Origin of the sequence: Pseudomonas sp. EggHat1 (assembly GCF_014892995.1) — a bacterium.
Lineage (GTDB): Bacteria > Pseudomonadota > Gammaproteobacteria > Pseudomonadales > Pseudomonadaceae > Aquipseudomonas > Aquipseudomonas chaetocerotis.
Map to the genome: position 1 here is coordinate 139,159 of NZ_JACKQK010000002.1, position 15,037 is coordinate 154,195.

Sequence of the window (15,037 nt, forward strand, 5' to 3'; positions counted from 1 at the left end):
TGACCTTCTTATATTTATTGGCTGCTGAAACATTCGAAGCGTGATGCACCAGGCAGAAGATCACTTCGGTTTCAGGCGTGGTAGGAATAGTGGGCCGACCAGGCTGGCCATTTCAATTCGCTAAACGGGGTTTTGTTCGATAACCGAACAAGAACGAACCAGTTAGTACATTGTGCGTCGCGCCGGCAGTATCGCGCGTCCGTGGCCCAGCATCCAGAGGTAGGCTCCGGTCTGGCTCGCGTCACCGGGCGCTTGTCTCTTAGAATCGGCGCAAATTTTTCAGGACATTCTCATGGCCGGCAGTCAGATCGAACGCGCGCTCAGCCTTCTCGAAAGCCTCACTCGCGATGCCCGTGGCATGCAGATGCAGGCACTGGCCGATGAGCTGGATATTCCCAAGAGCGCTACGCATCGCATGCTCGCCGAGCTGATGCGTCTGGGCTATGTGCGCCAGGATGCGCTCACCAGTCGCTATCGGCTCTCGACCAAACTGGTAGCGCTGGGCTTTCGCTATCTGGCCAACAGCGGCGCCGATGTGGTGCAGCCGATTCTCGATGGTTTGGCTGAAACCAGCGGCGAGCTGGTGCGCCTGGGCGTGATCGAGGGCGAGCGCCAGACCTGGATCGCCAAGAGCCAGGGGGCTCGCTCCGGTTTGCGTTACGACCCGGACATGGGGCGTGACGCACCGCTGTTCTACACCGCTTCCGGGCATGCCTGGCTGGCCAGCATGAGCGACGCAGACGCTCTGGCGCTGGTGGCGCGGCAGGGTGTCGCCGACCCTGCCGACTTCGGCCCCAATGCGCCGCGTAACCAACAGCAACTGCTGCAGCGCCTGGCCCTGGCGCGCCAGCAGGGATACGCCTGGGTGATGGAAAGTTCGTCGATCGGCACCGCAGCGCTGGCTGCTGTGGTGCGTCACCCCGTCGAGGAACGGGTAATCGGCGTGCTCAGCATTGCTGGGCCCAGTGCTCGTATGCCTCTGACGCGTATCGAGCAAATGGCGCCTGAGCTGCTGGCCGCCGCCGGTGAGCTGTCCGCCGCCAGCCCTGCTTCCGAACTGTTCGCCTGATCGATTGGAAAGCGACACGCCCACCTCATCGTAGGAGCGGCTGGGCGGCACTCCGCTTCAGCCGCGAATCAACGTCCTTCGTGGCACCGTCGCGCCTGCAGGTAATCTGCGGGCTGATGCCGGATCCGATGCTTCCGTCGGTTCTGGTGCGCACGGCGCACCCTACGTACTGAGTCGGCACGGGCGCAATGCATCGGTTGATGCGACTAGCGTGTAGGGTGCGCCGCGCGAACCTGCTTCAACTTCTTCCTCTCGCCGACTTCCGATCAAGGGCAATCCGTTAGCCCCAATTCGCGCTTGCGATTTTTCTGGAACTAAGTTCTAAATTAAAAAAAGAGGCGCTGCAGGACCTCCCAGGCAGCGCCCGCGCAAATACGACAAAAAGAGGATCAACGCGTGATTTCCCCCCTGCGTATTGCCCTGATCGGCGCTGGTGTCATGGGCCGTCAGCACCACCAGCACCTGCAGAATCTGGCCGAAGCGCAACTCTGTGCCATCGCCGATCCCGGCCCTCAGGCCGCCGAGTTTGCGGCGCAATGCGGCGTGCCTTTTTTCGCCGATCACCAGCAGATGCTGGAGCAGGTTCGGCCTGAAGCAGTGATCGTTGCGAACCCCAATGCGCTGCATGTCAGTACGGCGCTCGACTGCATTGCAGCGGGCGTGCCGGTGCTGCTGGAAAAACCGGTGGGCGTCCACCTGGACGAGGTACGCGAGCTGGTTGCGGCCAGCGAACGCAGTGGCGTGCCGGTGCTGGTGGGGCATCATCGCCGGCACAATCCGCTGATCGCCCGTGCCCGCGAATTCATCGAAGAGGGCGCTCTGGGCCGACTGACCACGGTGACCGCGCTGTGGCAGGTGCAGAAACCCGACAGCTACTACGACATCGCCTGGCGCCGCGAAGCAGGTGCCGGGATGCTGCTGACCAATCTGATTCATGACCTCGATCTGCTGCGGCACTTGTGCGGCGAAGTGCGCCAGGTACAGGCCATTACCAGCAATGGCGTACGCGGTTTCGCCAACGAGGACAGCGCGGCGGTGCTGCTGCAGTTCGAAGGTGGTGCGCTGGGCAGCCTGACTGGTTCTGACGCCGCCGCGGCGCCCTGGAGCTGGGAGATGACATCGGGCGAGAACCCGGTCTACCCGCGCCAGGCCGATCAGCCCTGTTATCTGCTCGCCGGTACACGCGGCGCCCTGAGCATTCCGCAGCTCAAGCGCTGGCATTACAGCGAGGCGGGTGCCGGCTGGCACCAGCCGCTGCAGCAGGTGCAGGAGCACTTCGACGCAGGCGAGGCGCTATACCGCCAGTTGCAGCATTTCGTCCAGGTCGCCCGTGGCCAGGTTCAGCCGTTGGTCAGCGCTGCCGATGCCGGTCGCACCCTGGCGTTGGTCGAGGCCATTCGGCAGGCGGCGGAAAGCGGCCAGGCCTGCGTCCCCGAAACCCTCTGAGCAGAGAATCATCATGAGCGAACGTATTCTGTCCCTGGCCGCCCTGACCGTGCTCGAGCTGTCGCCGCCGGAAATGGTCGAGGTGGCGGCGCGCGCCGGCTATAGCCATGTTGGCTTGCGTCTGGTGCCGGCCACACCGGAGGAACATCACTTCCCGCTGGTGGCTGATGCCGCCCTGCGTACGCAGACCCTGCAGCGTTTGCGCGATACCGGCATCCAGGTGCTCGATGTGGAAATTCTGCGCCTGAGGGCGCAAACCCGCGTCAGCGACTTCGAGGCCATCCTTGCCGTAGGCGCCGAGTGCGGTGCCAGCGAACTGCTGGTAGCCGGCAATGATCCAGACGAAGCGCGACTGACCGACAACTTCGCAGCGCTCTGTGATCTGTCCGCGCGGTACGGCCTGCATCCGCACCTGGAATTCATGCCCTGGACCGACGCTCGCGACCTGACCCAGGCGGCGCGTATCGTCGCTGCGGCGGGGCGAGCCAATGGCTGCGTGCTGGTCGATGCCTTTCACTTCGACCGTTCTGGCTCACGCCTGCAGGATCTGGCGGCCGTGCCCACCGAGCGCCTGCGCTACGCTCAGTTGTGCGACGTGGCCGGGCCGCGCCCGCAGGACATGGAGGAGATCCTGCGGCAGGCGCGTAATGAACGGCGCTTCCCCGGCGACGGCGACTGCGATCTGCTCGGCTTGCTGCGAACCCTGCCGACGAACATCCCGCTGAGCCTGGAAATTCCGACCCGGCAACTGATGGAACAGGGTGTCAGCGCATTGCAGCGAGCCCGCATGGCGCTGGAGAAGACCCGGCAGTTGCTCGACCGTCAGTCGTGATGCAGTCAGCGCCTGCCGCAGTGGATGTAGGCGTTGATCCGTCGTGGTCTGTATAGTTAGTTGTCTTGCTATCTTTTTGCGGCGAGTCCGCCTTCCGGGTATTTCATGAGTCTCACTCCATTGTCCGGTGCCAATCACCCGCTCAAGGGGATCGGCCTGATGGTGCTGGCGACCTTCCTGTTCGCCAGTCACGATGCCATGTCCAAATACCTGTCGGGTTTCTATCCGATCATCCTCATCGTCTGGGCGCGCTACCTGGTGCACACCTTGCTGATGGCCGGCATCTTCCTGCCGCAATCCGGATTGCGCGTGCTGCGTACCAAGCGGCCTGGCCTGCAGGTGCTGCGGGCGCTGTGCCTGCTGGGTGTGAGCCTGCTGTTCACCACGGGTCTGATATTCATCCCGCTGGCCGAGGCGACCTCGGTGATCTTTCTGGCGCCGCTGCTGGTCACGGCGCTATCGGTGCCCTTGCTCGGTGAACGCGTCAGCGCGGGCCAGTGGGCTGCGGTGATCGTCGGCTTCGTCGGGGTCCTGATCATCGTGCATCCGGGCGGCAGCCTGTTTACCCCGGCTGTGCTGTTGCCGCTGAGTGCGGCGTTGTGTTTCAGCTGCTATCAGATCCTCACCCGGCGTCTCAGTGAAGTGGACAGCGCGACCACCAGCAACTTCTTCGCCGGCCTGGTCAACACGCTGGTGATGAGTCTGCTGGTGCCGTTCTTCTGGCATGTACCGAGCCTCACGCACGGTCTGATGATGCTGGCGCTGGGCGGCTGTGGCATGGCCGCGCACCTGCTGCTGACCCACGCCTTCCGCCATGCCGCGCCGGCTTTGCTGGCGCCGTTCGGCTACGTGCAGATCGTCTTCGCCGGGCTGCTGGGGCTGCTGGTGTTCCAGCACAAGCCGGATACCACGGCGATGATCGGTATTCTCATCATCTGCCTGAGTGGTTTGGCGGCTGCCTGGCAGAACCGGAAACAGCCCCGGAAGTGATGATGTTCGATTATCGAACGGAAAACTAACCAGTTCGTTCATTTTAAATTGCTGATCTCCCCGACCCTGCCAATAATCCAGGCTACGAACAATCCATGAGCGCCGACCAACCGGCCGAGTGAGGGCTCATGAGCGCGTCTCGCCTCCCTCACTTTGCCCGCCACGGCGCCGCCTCAGCCCGGAGCCGTCTATGCAGCGTTCAATTGCCACCGTTTCCCTCAGCGGTACCCTGCCCGAGAAGCTCGAAGCCATTGCTGCCGCCGGCTTCGACGGTGTGGAAATCTTCGAGAACGACCTGCTCTACTACGACGGCAGCCCCAGCGAAATTCGCAAGCGCTGCGCCGACCTGGGCATCGCCATCACCTTGTTCCAGCCATTTCGCGACTTCGAAGGCTGCCGCCGCGACCGCCTGCAGCGCAACATCGACCGTGCCGAGCGCAAGTTCGACCTGATGCAGGAACTGGGCACCGACCTGGTGCTGGTGTGCAGCAACGTCGCTGCCGACTCGCTGGGCGACGATGAAATCCTTATCGACGACCTGCGCCTGTTGGGCGAGCGCGCTGGTGCGCGCGGCCTGCGAATTGGATACGAGGCCTTGGCCTGGGGCCGTCACGTCAATACCTACCAGCAGGTATGGAATCTGGTTCGTCAGGCCGATCACCCGGCCGTCGGGGTGATCCTCGACAGTTTCCATACGCTGTCGCTCAAGGGCGATCCTGCAGCCATCGCCGATATCCCCGGCGACAAGATCTTCTTCGTGCAGATGGCCGATGCACCGATCCTGGCCATGGACGTGCTGGAGTGGAGCCGCCATTTCCGCTGCTTCCCGGGGCAGGGCGAATTCGATCTGGCCGGTTTCCTCGCGCCGATCCTGCGTACCGGCTATCGCGGCCCGCTGTCGCTGGAAATCTTCAACGATGGTTTTCGCGCTGCGCCGCCGCGTCAGAACGCCGCCGACGGTCTGCGCTCGCTGCTCTATCTCGAGGAAAAGACCCACAAGCGCCTTGAGAAAGAGGGCCATCAGATCGAGCCGGGCGTGCTCTTCACCCCGCCTGCGGCACACCGCTACGACGGCGTGGAGTTTCTCGAGTTCGCCGTCGACGAAGCCGTCGGCGCGCGTCTGTCCGGCTGGCTGGAGCGACTGGGTTTTGCCCATGCCGGCCAGCATCGCTCCAAGGATGTCCGCCTGCTGCGTCAGGGCGATATCAATATCGTGCTCAACGCCGAACCCTATTCTTTCGCGCACAACTTCTTCGAGTCGCACGGCCCGTCGCTGTGTGCCACTGCGCTGCGGGTGAAGGATGGTGCCGCGGCGTTGCAACGCGCCTGCGACTATCGGGGCCAGCCCTATCGCGGCCTGGTCGGCCCCAACGAGCGGGAAGTGCCGGCAGTGCGCGCTCCCGATGGCAGCCTGATCTATCTGGTGGAGCAGGCGGGAGCAGGTCAGACCATCTATGACACTGACTTCAGCCTGAATCAGGCGGCCGAGGCCAGTGGTGGCCTGCAGCGCATCGACCACATGGCGCTGGCACTGCCAGCCGAGTCGCTGGACAGTTGGGTGCTGTTTTACAAGAGCCTGCTGGATTTCGAGGCCGATGACGAAGTGGTCCTGCCCGATCCCTATGGCCTGGTGAAAAGCCGCGCGATTCGCAGCCGTTGCAGTTCGATCCGCCTGCCGCTGAACATCTCGGAGAACCGCAACACCGCCATTGCCCATGCTCTGTCGAGCTATCAGGGCTCCGGCGTGCACCACATCGCGTTTTCCTGCGAAGACATCTTCGCCGAAGTGGCGCGGGCCAAGGAAGCGGGTGTGCCGCTACTGGAAATTCCGCTGAACTACTACGATGATCTGGCCGCGCGCTTCGATTTCGACGACGAATTCCTCAGCGAGCTGGCGTACTACAACGTGCTCTATGACCGTGATGCCCAGGGTGGCGAGTTGTTCCACGTCTACACCGAGCCGTTCGAGGAGCGCTTCTTCTTCGAGATCATTCAGCGCAAGGGTGGCTACGTGGGCTACGGCGCAGCCAACGTCGCGGTGCGCCTGGCGGCCATGGCCAAGGCGCGCAGCGGTGGCTTGAAGCGGCCGCGGCTGTAACTCGGTCGAGGCGGCAACCTGCTCGGTTGCCGCTACCCGGCCTGCCATACTCCGTATTACCAATACTTATAAAAAAGACCATTGCCGTATGACCGAAGCCGTTGCCAACCTGACCACTGAACCTCTCGAGGTGGTGCGCAAGGTACGTAAGAACAACCCGGAAAAAACCCGCGAGAGCATTCTCCAGGCCGCCATCACGGAGTTCGTTCAGCAGGGCCTTTCCGGCGCCCGCGTGGACGCCATCGCCGAGCGCACCGCGACCTCGAAACGGATGATCTACTACTACTTCGGCAGCAAGGAACAGCTCTATCTCGAGGTGCTGGTCAAACTCTACGGTGATATCCGCGGCACCGAGAGTCGCCTCGATCTGGCCTCCTTGCCGCCGGTGCTGGCGATCCGTCGGCTGGTGGAGTTCACCTTCGATCACCATGACCGCAACGTCGACTTCGTGCGCATCGTCAGCATCGAGAACATCCACTACGGCGAGTACGTCAAGCAGTCGCCGGTCATCCGCCAGATGAGCAACGTGGTGCTCGATACCCTCGGCAAGACCCTGCGTCGCGGCGAGCAAGAGGGGGTGTTCCGCTCCGGTATCGACGTACTCGATGTACACCTGCTGATCAGTTCGTTCTGTTTCTATCGGGTGTCCAACCGCCACACCTTTGGCGAGATCTTCCAGATCGATCTGCCCGACGAGCAGGTCAAGCAGCGACACAAGGCGATGATCTGCGAGGCGGTGCTGCGTTATATCCAGGGCTGAAGATCGGTGCGGATATGAAAAGGGCCCTGGCCGCGTTGTCGCTGCCAGGGCCCTTTTTGCATGAGTGTGCTCAGAAACTGGCGAAGTGCGCCTGCATGCGTTCGGCATCGGCCGGGCGGCCACTGAACAGTTCGAACGCCTTGACCGCCTGGAACACCGCCATGGTGCCGCCATCCAGCGTGCGGCAGCCAAGGGCGCGGGCGTGGCGCAGCAGTTCGGTTTCCAGCGGGAAGTAGATGATCTCGGCGACCCACAGCCCGGCATGCAGCAGCTCCATCGGCAGCGGTGTGCCCGGCAGTTTGGCCATGCCCACCGGCGTGGTGTTGACCAGTCCGTCGGCAGCGGCGACTTCACCTGCCAGGTCTTCGCCCGCGATGGCGCGCTCGGCGCCAAAGTGAGCGTTGAGATTGTCCGCCAGGGCCTGGGCGCGGCCGGGCTCCACCTCGAAGATGCACAGGCGTTCGACGCCTTCGGCGAGCAGGGCATGGGCCACGGCTGCGCCGGCACCGCCTGCGCCCATCTGCACCACGCGACGGCGAGCCACGTTGGGCAGGCCACGGCGCAAGCCCTCTGCGAAGCCCAGGCAATCGGTGTTGTGGCCGACACGCTTGCCGTCCTTGAGCACCACGGTGTTCACCGCGCCAATGCCACGGGCCTCGCTCGACAGCTCGTCGAGCAGCGGGATGATCGCCTGCTTGGCCGGGAAGGTGATGTTGAGACCGGTAAAGCCCATGTGCTGCGCCGCATCGAGCAGGCTCGGCAGCGCATCGAGATCGAGGCCCAACTGGTCGAGGTCGATCAGGCGGTAGAGGTAGCGCAGCCCCTGCGCATCGCCTTCGCGTTCGTGCATGGCGGGCGTGCGCGAAGCCTGAATGCCTTTGCCAATGAGGCCGGCGAGAATGCCGCTGGTAACCGAGGACATGGTCTTAACCCTTGAGCGATTGAGCGAAGTACTGCAGGCCCAGTCGGTAACCCTGACTGCCGAGCCCACAAATGACACCGACGGCGATCGGCGAGACGAAGGAGTGATGACGGAACGGCTCACGCTTGTGCACGTTGGACAGATGCACCTCGATGACCGGCAGTTCGCTGGCCACCAGGGCATCGCGGATGGCCACCGACGTGTGAGTCCAGGCTGCCGGATTGATCAGGATGCCGGCGCAGCGCCCGCGCGCGGCATGAATCCAGTCGAGCAGTTCGCCCTCATGGTTGGTCTGGCGAAACTCGATCTTCAAGCCGTGTTCGGTGGCAGTTTCGGCGCAAAGCCGGGAAATGTCGGCCAGGGTTTCATGGCCATAGGTAGCCGGTTCGCGGGTTCCAAGCAGGTTCAGATTGGGGCCATTGAGTACAAGAATGCAGGGCGTCATGGGGTATCTCTTGTTGTTGTGACGTGACTGCGAGAAAAATGTACTAACTGGTTAATTCAGTCAATTCGGTGGTCGCTGGGTAAGCGCGCAAGAAAAAGCCTGGCGCCCTCGGTCAGGGCGTCAGGCTCAGTAAAATCAAGGGTTGTGGAAGATTTCGGCAAGACCGAAGGGGGCTTGCAAAGTGGGCGATTATCGCCCTGCGCTTTAGCTGTTCTCGCCAGCCTGCGCCACCTGGTTGCGGCCGCTGTGCTTGGCCAGGTACAGGCCTTCATCAGCCTTGATCACCAGGCTCAGCGGATCATGTTCCACAGAGGGCCGGATGGTGGCGATACCGATACTCACGCTGATCGGAGAGCCGGGCTTGGGCAGGTCGTGGGGAATGCCCAGTGCTTCGACAGCACGACGGATCTTTTCTGCCTGCAGACGCGCGCCGCCGGCGGCGGTGCCGGGCATGATCACGGCGAACTCTTCGCCACCGTAGCGTGCAGCCAGATCAGAGGCGCGCGTGCAACTTCCGCGCAGCGACTCACCGACGCGGCGCAACACTTCATCGCCGGCGACGTGGCCGTGCTGGTCGTTGTAGGCCTTGAAGTAGTCGACGTCGATCATCAGCAGCGACAGTTCGCTCTGATCACGCAAGGCGCGGCTCCATTCGATTTCCAGGTACTCGTCGAAGTAGCGGCGGTTGGCCAGGCCGGTGAGGCCGTCGGATTTGATCAGGCGCTGCAGCACCAGGTTGGTATCGAGCAATTGCTGCTGGCTTTCGCGCAGGGCGCGGTAAGCCTCGTCGCGCTGCAGCAGGGTCAGGTAGGAGCGCGAGTGGTAGCGGATGCGTGCGAGCAGCTCGATCACGTCCGGCAGCTTGACCAGGTAATCGTTGGCCCCGGCGGTGAAGGCGGCGCTCTTGACCTTGGGGTCTTCCTTGGTCGACAGCACGATGATCGGTACATCGCGCAGGCCGGGCGCCGCGCGGTACTGGGCGAGCAGTTCGAGTCCGTCGACACCGGGCATGATCAGGTCCTGCAGGATCACCGTCGGCTTGATCTGCTGGGCAACGCTCAGCGCCTGATGCGCGTCGGAGCAGAAGTGGAAGTCGATGTCGCTCTCTTCACTCAGCGCCCGCCGCACGGCTTCGCCGATCATGGCCTGGTCGTCGACCAGCAGCACCATCATCGAGTAGTCGGGCAAGCCGTAATGATGATTGGAGTTCCCTTGAGGCCGTTGCATAAGTGCGTCTCCGCCTTTGTCTTCGTAGGTTGCGCGGCTGCTTTGGCCGCGAGTTGGCGTTCTCAGCCCAGGCGCTCGAGCAGGCGCGCCGCAATTCTGTCCAGAGGCAGCACTTCGGCTGCGGCGCCCAACGCCACAGCGGCCTTGGGCATGCCGTAGACGGCGCTGCTGGCCTGATCCTGGGCGATGGTATGGAAGCCGCGTTCGCGCATCAGTTTCAGGCCCCTGGCGCCATCGCGCCCCATCCCCGTCAGCAACACGCCAATTGCATCACCTCGCCAGTAGGTGGCCACGCTCTCGAAGAATACATCGATAGAGGGCCGGTAGACCTGATCGGTCGGCTCGCGTCGGTACACCAGGCGCCCCTCCGGCGCCAGGTACAGGTGATTGTTGGTGCCGGCCAGGAGCACGGTGGCCGGTTGCAGCACTTCGCCCTCTCGGGCCAGGCGCACCGGCATGTGCGATTCGCTGCCGAGCCACTGGGCCATGCCGGCCGCGAAAACTTCGTCGACATGCTGCACCAGCACGATGCTGGCGGGAAAATCCGGTGGTATCTGCCGCAGCAGCTCTACCAGCGAAGCCGGTCCGCCGGCCGATGCGCCGATGGCCACCAGGCGTTTGCCGCGGTTCTCAGTGCTGCGCACGGGTGTCGGTTTGACCGAGCGCGAGGTCTTGTGGCCGATCATCCAGGCGATGTTGTGGATCTTGCGCCTTACCGTCGCGGCATCGAGCACTTGTTGCGGGCCGAGCGACGGCGCGGCGACCACATCCAGCGCACCGGCACCCATGGCATCGAATACCCGCGACATGTTGCGTTCGACATCCGAGGTGACGATGAGAATGGCGCAGGGCGTGTCGTGCATGATCCGCCGGGTCGCTTCCACGCCGTCCATACCGGGCATGAGCATGTCCATCAGCAGCAGGTCGGGCAGGTCGTCGCGGCAGCGGCTGACCGCCTCTTCGCCGTTGCTGGCAACCCAGATCAACTGGTATTCGGGCTCTGCCGCCAGGGCGCGGCGCAGGGCTTCGACTGCCAGGGGCATGTCGTTGGCAATGGCGATCCTCATTCGCGGGCCTCACCGATCAGGGTTTGTACGGCATCCAGCAGCGCTTCGTCATGGAAGCTGGCCTTGGCCAGGTAATAATCGGCGCCGGCCTCCAGGCCGCGACGACGATCCTCTTCGCGATCCTTGTACGACACCACCATCACTGGCAGAGAGCGTAGGCGAGGGTCCTGGCGCACGTGCGTGACCAGCTCGATGCCGTCCATGCGCGGCATGTCGATATCGGTGATCAGCAGATCGAAGGTCTCGGCGCGCAGGGCGTTCCAGCCATCCATGCCATCCACGGCGACCGACACCTGATAGCCACGACTGAGCAGCAGCTTGCGCTCCAGTTCGCGCACGGTAAGTGAGTCATCCACCACCAGCACACGCTTGCTGACAGCCTGGCGCGCATGGCTGGCATGGTCGACGCGCTCCAGGTGACCGGTGCCGAGCAATTTGCCCACCGAGTTGAGCAGGTCGTCGACGTCGAGGATCAGCACCGGCGTGCCGTCGTGCAGCAGGGCGCCGGCCGCGACGTCGCGCACCTTGCCCAGGCGCCCATCGAGCGGCATCAGCACCAGGGTGAACTCGCCGAGGAAGGCTTCGACCGCCAGGCCGTGGTATTGCTCGCGGTCGCGAATCAGCACGATGGGAATGCTGTCATCGTCACCCTGTTTCTCATTGCATTGCAGCAGCTGTGCGGCGGAGATCAGGCCGACATGCTCGTCCTCCAGCCAGAACTGCTGGCGTCCCTCGAGCTGGACGATGGCGCTGCGCGGCAGGCGCAGCATGCGTTCGATCTGCGCCAGCGGGAAGGCATAGGCTTCGCCGCCGATGGTCACCACCAGCGCGCGCACCACCGAGAGGGTCAGTGGCAGTTCGAGGTGGAACAGACAGCCCTGATCCGGGTTCTGCAGCAGGCGTACATTACCGCGCATGCGGCGAATTTCGTGTTGCACCACATCGAGGCCGACACCGCGACCGGATACTTCAGTGACCTGCTGGCTCATGCTGAAACCAGGCAGGAAGAGGAAGGCCAGCAGCTCTTCCTCGGTCATCTGCTCGACCTGCTCGGCAGTGGCGAAACGACGCTTGATCACCGCCTCGGCGACGCGCTCGAGGTCGATGCCGGCACCGTCGTCACTGACTTCCAGCACCAGCATGCCGGCATGATGACGGGCGCGCAGTTGCACCACGCCTTCTTCCGGCTTGCCCTTGCGGGCGCGCAGCGCCGGTGGCTCGATGCCGTGGTCGACGGCGTTGCGCAGCAGGTGCGTCAGGGGGGCCTCCAGGCGCTCCAGCACGTCGCGGTCGACCTGAGTGTTGTCGCCCTCGATCTCCAGACGCACCTGTTTGCCCAGCGAGCGACCCAGGTCGCGCAGCATGCGCGTGTGCCCGGTCAGCACATCGGCGAACGGGCGCATGCGCGAGGCCAGTGCCAGGTCGTACAGCTGCTGCGTGCGTTGCCCGCCGTACCAGACGAAGTCGTCGAACAGTTCCTGGTGGGCCTGCAGCTGTTGCTGGCATTCGATCAACAGGTTGCGGCTCTCGGCAAACAGCGCCTGCGCGGTGGCGTCCAGGTCGGTGCCGAGCAACTGCTCGCGCAACGTCTCCAGGGTGCGCCGTGCCGACTCCTGCTGGCGCTTGAGGCGATGCAGCGAATCGTTCAGCGGCTTGGTGCGTTGGAACTCCACCAGCGATTTACCGGACAGGTCGATCAGGTGGTCGAAGCGTTCGGCCGACACCCGCAATACGCGACTGATGCGTTCGTCGGCCACGGGCTCGGCTGGCTGCGGGCTGGGCGCAATGGGCGTTTCGTGCGGGCTGGTCGGGGTGGCTTCGGCGGCAAACAGGGGGCTGTCACCAGGCTGCACGCGCAGTGCCGGCACGGCATTGCCAAGCAGCACCTGCAGGCGTGTGGTGACGGTTTCCACCCGCGCGTCCAGCTCGGCGTCCTGCTGTGCCTGGCCGATGCGCAGGAGCAGGTCGGAACCTTGCAGCAGGGCGTCGATATGATCGGGCAGCAGGCGCAGCAGGCCTTCCTGGGCGGCGACCAGCAAGTCCTCCATGGCGTGGGCGACCTGCACGCCATGGTCCAGGCCGACGATGCGTGCCGCGCCCTTGAGCGAGTGCGCGGCGCGCATGCAGGCTTCCAGCTGGCCGGCGTTGGTCGGGTCCCGTTCGAGAATCAGCAGGCCGGTGTCGAGCACCTGCTTCTGCGCCTCGGCTTCCAGCCGGAACAGGTCGAGCAGCGATGCGTCCCTCATCTGGTCCGGTGTCACGCGAGGCTCCCGATCATGGTTTGCAGCAACTGTTCGTCGTCGAGCAGGGTAATGCTCTGTTCCTGCCATTGCAGGACGCCCGCAGTGAAACGGCTGATGGCGCGCTTGTCGTCATGTTTGGCGCTGCTGATGCGTGCCACGGGGATGCGATGGATGCCGCTGACCTCATCCACCGGCGTCACCAGCGGGCCGCTGTCGCTCTCCAGTATTAGCATGCGCGGAATCACTCGCCGCTCGCCACGGCGTGCATCCTGCTGCGTGTCGAGATCGAGCAGTTCGGCCAGCGACAGGCAGGCGACCAGGGTGCCGCGTACGTTGGTCACGCCCAGCAGGCCACGGCTGTTACGGTGCGGCAGCACGTGGATCGGCGAGACCGGCATCACCTCGGCCAGGCAGCGCGTGGCGATGGCCAGCCATTGCTCGCCAAGGCGGAAGATCAGCAGTGAGCGCTGCGCGCCCTGAACTTCCTCGGTTCCGCTCTGGGCGTAGTCGTCATCGCCACGCTCCAGTGCACTGCCGTAGCGGTCGAGCAGGGCGATGGCCGCTGCGCCGTAAACCTCGCAGTTGCGGCAATGGATATGCCGCTCCAGCTGCGGGCAGCGCTTGTCGCCGAACACGCCAATGCGGTTCCAGCAGTCGTCTACGGCTGTTTGGCTGTGCAACAGATCCTGATCAGTCACGTTCGCCTACCTCGGGGTTCTGCGCGCGTCGATACAGGCGTAGGGCGCCAGTCTGATCGCCTTGCGCTTCCAGGTGCGCGGCCAGATGGGTGAGTGCCTCGCGGTGTTGCGGTTCGAGATAGATCGCCTTGCGGTAGTAGGCGCAGGCCTGGTCGCCCTGGCCTGCCGCGTCGCAGAGCAGACCCAGCCAGTAATAGGCTGCGGCGCTGGGGCCGTTTTGCTGCAAATGCTCTTCGCTGCGCTGGCGCGCCTCGTCGGTGCGGCCGGCGTTGGCCAGGTTGGCGACTTCGCTCCAGACATCCACTGCCTGTACGTTTGGTGCCGCTGTGTCCAGCGCTCTGCTCGCGGAGCGTGGCCTGCTTGGCTGGATGGCGCGCGTCGGTATGGCCACAGCTGGGCGCGAACGACTGGCGGGTGCCCGCGTCGGCACGCTTATGACCGGTTGGGCCGGGGCCATGCGAAAGGCAAAGGTCTGCTGGCGGCCCAGCGCCTGCAAACCGTTCTGGCTGGCCAGGCTGGCCTCGGCGGGGCCAATGAACAGTGTGCCGCCTTCCTGCAGCTGGCGCTTGAGCAGCTCCAGCACGCGCACCTGGGTCGGGCGGTCGAAGTAGATCAGCAGGTTGCGGCAGAAGATGAAATCGTAGCTGGGCTCGCCGGCAAACAGGCTGGAATCGAGCAGGTTGCCGGTGCGCAGCCTGATGCATGTGCGCACCCGGTCGTCGAGGAGAAAGCCACCGGCGTCCTGCTCGTGGAAGAAGCGATCACGAAAGGCCAGGGCATCACCGCGGAACGAGTTGCGCCCGTAGAGGCCCTTGCGAGCCTGCTCCAGCACCTTGTCGCTGACGTCCAGTGCCTCGATCTGGAACTGTTCGGCGGCAAAACCGGCATCGAGCAGGGTCATGGCGATGGAGTAGGGTTCTTCACCGCTGGAGCAGGGCAGGCTGATCAGGCGCAGCGGCCTGGCCCCATGCAATTGGGCGTGACGTTCCTGGGCCAGGCTGGCCAGCGCGTTGAACGATTCCGGGTAGCGGAAGAACCAGGTTTCCGGCACCACTACGGCTTCCACCAGCGCCTGCTGCTCGCGTGGCGAGCCGCCGAGGGTGGTCCAGTAGCCTTCCAGGCTCTGCTGGCCGAGGGCGTTCATGCGCTGGCGTACGGCGCGTTCGATCACTGTGCGGCCGACCGATTCGGCTTCCAGGCCGATGCGGTTTTTCAGCAGGCGTTCGATATGCTCGATCAT

Annotated in this window: 13 protein-coding genes; 6 read left to right on the forward strand and 7 right to left on the reverse strand. The window is 64.1% G+C overall.

Annotation, left to right across the window (positions count from 1 at the left end):
• Nucleotides 1-292: 292 nt before the first annotated feature.
• The 6 genes from INS93_RS04875 to INS93_RS04900 all read left to right on the forward strand — a co-directional run bounded on the left by INS93_RS04875 (nucleotide 293) and on the right by INS93_RS04900 (nucleotide 7,195).
• A complete protein-coding gene (locus tag INS93_RS04875; RefSeq protein WP_192980512.1) occupies nucleotides 293-1,069 on the forward strand; it encodes an IclR family transcriptional regulator in 777 nt (258 codons plus the stop codon).
• Between the two features lie 396 nt (nucleotides 1,070-1,465).
• Nucleotides 1,466-2,515, forward strand: coding sequence for a Gfo/Idh/MocA family protein (locus tag INS93_RS04880; RefSeq protein ID WP_192980513.1), 1,050 nt, complete (start codon nucleotides 1,466-1,468; stop codon nucleotides 2,513-2,515).
• 13 nt (nucleotides 2,516-2,528) lie between these two features.
• Nucleotides 2,529-3,347 carry a sugar phosphate isomerase/epimerase family protein gene (locus INS93_RS04885; protein WP_192980514.1) on the forward strand — a complete coding sequence of 273 codons (819 nt, stop codon included), beginning with the start codon at nucleotides 2,529-2,531 and terminating at the stop codon, nucleotides 3,345-3,347.
• A 105-nt stretch (nucleotides 3,348-3,452) separates the two neighbouring features.
• On the forward strand, nucleotides 3,453-4,337 hold the full coding sequence (locus tag INS93_RS04890) for a DMT family transporter (RefSeq protein ID WP_192980515.1): 885 nt from the start codon (nucleotides 3,453-3,455) through the stop codon (nucleotides 4,335-4,337).
• Nucleotides 4,338-4,527: 190 nt separating this feature from the next.
• Entirely contained in the window at nucleotides 4,528-6,435 is a 1,908-nt protein-coding gene (gene quiC, locus INS93_RS04895) for a 3-dehydroshikimate dehydratase QuiC (protein ID WP_192980516.1), read from the forward strand.
• An 88-nt stretch (nucleotides 6,436-6,523) separates the two neighbouring features.
• On the forward strand, nucleotides 6,524-7,195 hold the full coding sequence (locus tag INS93_RS04900) for a TetR/AcrR family transcriptional regulator (protein WP_192980517.1): 672 nt from the start codon (nucleotides 6,524-6,526) through the stop codon (nucleotides 7,193-7,195).
• A gap of 70 nt (nucleotides 7,196-7,265) precedes the next feature.
• On the opposite strand, the gene INS93_RS04905 is transcribed toward INS93_RS04900, so the two are convergent.
• The 7 genes from INS93_RS04905 to INS93_RS04935 all read right to left on the reverse strand — a co-directional run bounded on the left by INS93_RS04905 (nucleotide 7,266) and on the right by INS93_RS04935 (nucleotide 15,037).
• Nucleotides 7,266-8,117: a shikimate dehydrogenase gene (locus INS93_RS04905; protein ID WP_192980518.1), complete on the reverse strand. Its 852-nt coding sequence runs from the start codon at nucleotides 8,115-8,117 to the stop codon at nucleotides 7,266-7,268.
• Between the two features lie 4 nt (nucleotides 8,118-8,121).
• Nucleotides 8,122-8,562 (reverse strand): type II 3-dehydroquinate dehydratase, encoded by a 441-nt coding sequence (gene aroQ / locus INS93_RS04910; protein ID WP_192980519.1) that lies wholly within the window; start codon nucleotides 8,560-8,562, stop codon nucleotides 8,122-8,124.
• Between the two features lie 204 nt (nucleotides 8,563-8,766).
• Entirely contained in the window at nucleotides 8,767-9,789 is a 1,023-nt protein-coding gene (locus INS93_RS04915) for a response regulator (protein ID WP_192980520.1), read from the reverse strand.
• A gap of 62 nt (nucleotides 9,790-9,851) precedes the next feature.
• Nucleotides 9,852-10,856 carry a chemotaxis response regulator protein-glutamate methylesterase gene (locus INS93_RS04920; protein ID WP_192980521.1) on the reverse strand — a complete coding sequence of 335 codons (1,005 nt, stop codon included), beginning with the start codon at nucleotides 10,854-10,856 and terminating at the stop codon, nucleotides 9,852-9,854.
• Nucleotides 10,853-13,117 carry a hybrid sensor histidine kinase/response regulator gene (locus INS93_RS04925; RefSeq protein WP_192980522.1) on the reverse strand — a complete coding sequence of 755 codons (2,265 nt, stop codon included), beginning with the start codon at nucleotides 13,115-13,117 and terminating at the stop codon, nucleotides 10,853-10,855. The genes INS93_RS04920 and INS93_RS04925 overlap by 4 nt, the downstream gene beginning before the upstream one ends.
• Nucleotides 13,114-13,797 (reverse strand): chemotaxis protein CheW, encoded by a 684-nt coding sequence (locus INS93_RS04930; RefSeq protein ID WP_192980523.1) that lies wholly within the window; start codon nucleotides 13,795-13,797, stop codon nucleotides 13,114-13,116. The genes INS93_RS04925 and INS93_RS04930 overlap by 4 nt, the downstream gene beginning before the upstream one ends.
• Nucleotides 13,790-15,037, reverse strand: a complete 1,248-nt coding sequence (locus INS93_RS04935; protein WP_192980524.1) for a CheR family methyltransferase — start codon at nucleotides 15,035-15,037, stop codon at nucleotides 13,790-13,792. The genes INS93_RS04930 and INS93_RS04935 overlap by 8 nt, the downstream gene beginning before the upstream one ends.

Excerpts from the sequence above, each read along its gene's own strand:
- INS93_RS04875 (WP_192980512.1), top strand. The coding sequence starts at position 293 with ATGGCCGGCAGTCAGATCGAACGCGCGCTCAGCCTTCTCGAAAGCCTC.
- INS93_RS04885 (WP_192980514.1), top strand. The coding sequence starts at position 2,529 with ATGAGCGAACGTATTCTGTCCCTGGCCGCCCTGACCGTGCTCGAGCTG.
- INS93_RS04890 (WP_192980515.1), top strand. The coding sequence starts at position 3,453 with ATGAGTCTCACTCCATTGTCCGGTGCCAATCACCCGCTCAAGGGGATC.
- quiC (WP_192980516.1), top strand. The coding sequence starts at position 4,528 with ATGCAGCGTTCAATTGCCACCGTTTCCCTCAGCGGTACCCTGCCCGAG.
- INS93_RS04900 (WP_192980517.1), top strand. The coding sequence starts at position 6,524 with ATGACCGAAGCCGTTGCCAACCTGACCACTGAACCTCTCGAGGTGGTG.
- INS93_RS04905 (WP_192980518.1), bottom strand. The coding sequence starts at position 8,117 with ATGTCCTCGGTTACCAGCGGCATTCTCGCCGGCCTCATTGGCAAAGGC.
- aroQ (WP_192980519.1), bottom strand. The coding sequence starts at position 8,562 with ATGACGCCCTGCATTCTTGTACTCAATGGCCCCAATCTGAACCTGCTT.
- INS93_RS04915 (WP_192980520.1), bottom strand. The coding sequence starts at position 9,789 with ATGCAACGGCCTCAAGGGAACTCCAATCATCATTACGGCTTGCCCGAC.
- INS93_RS04920 (WP_192980521.1), bottom strand. The coding sequence starts at position 10,856 with ATGAGGATCGCCATTGCCAACGACATGCCCCTGGCAGTCGAAGCCCTG.
- INS93_RS04935 (WP_192980524.1), bottom strand. The coding sequence starts at position 15,037 with ATGATCGAGCATATCGAACGCCTGCTGAAAAACCGCATCGGCCTGGAA.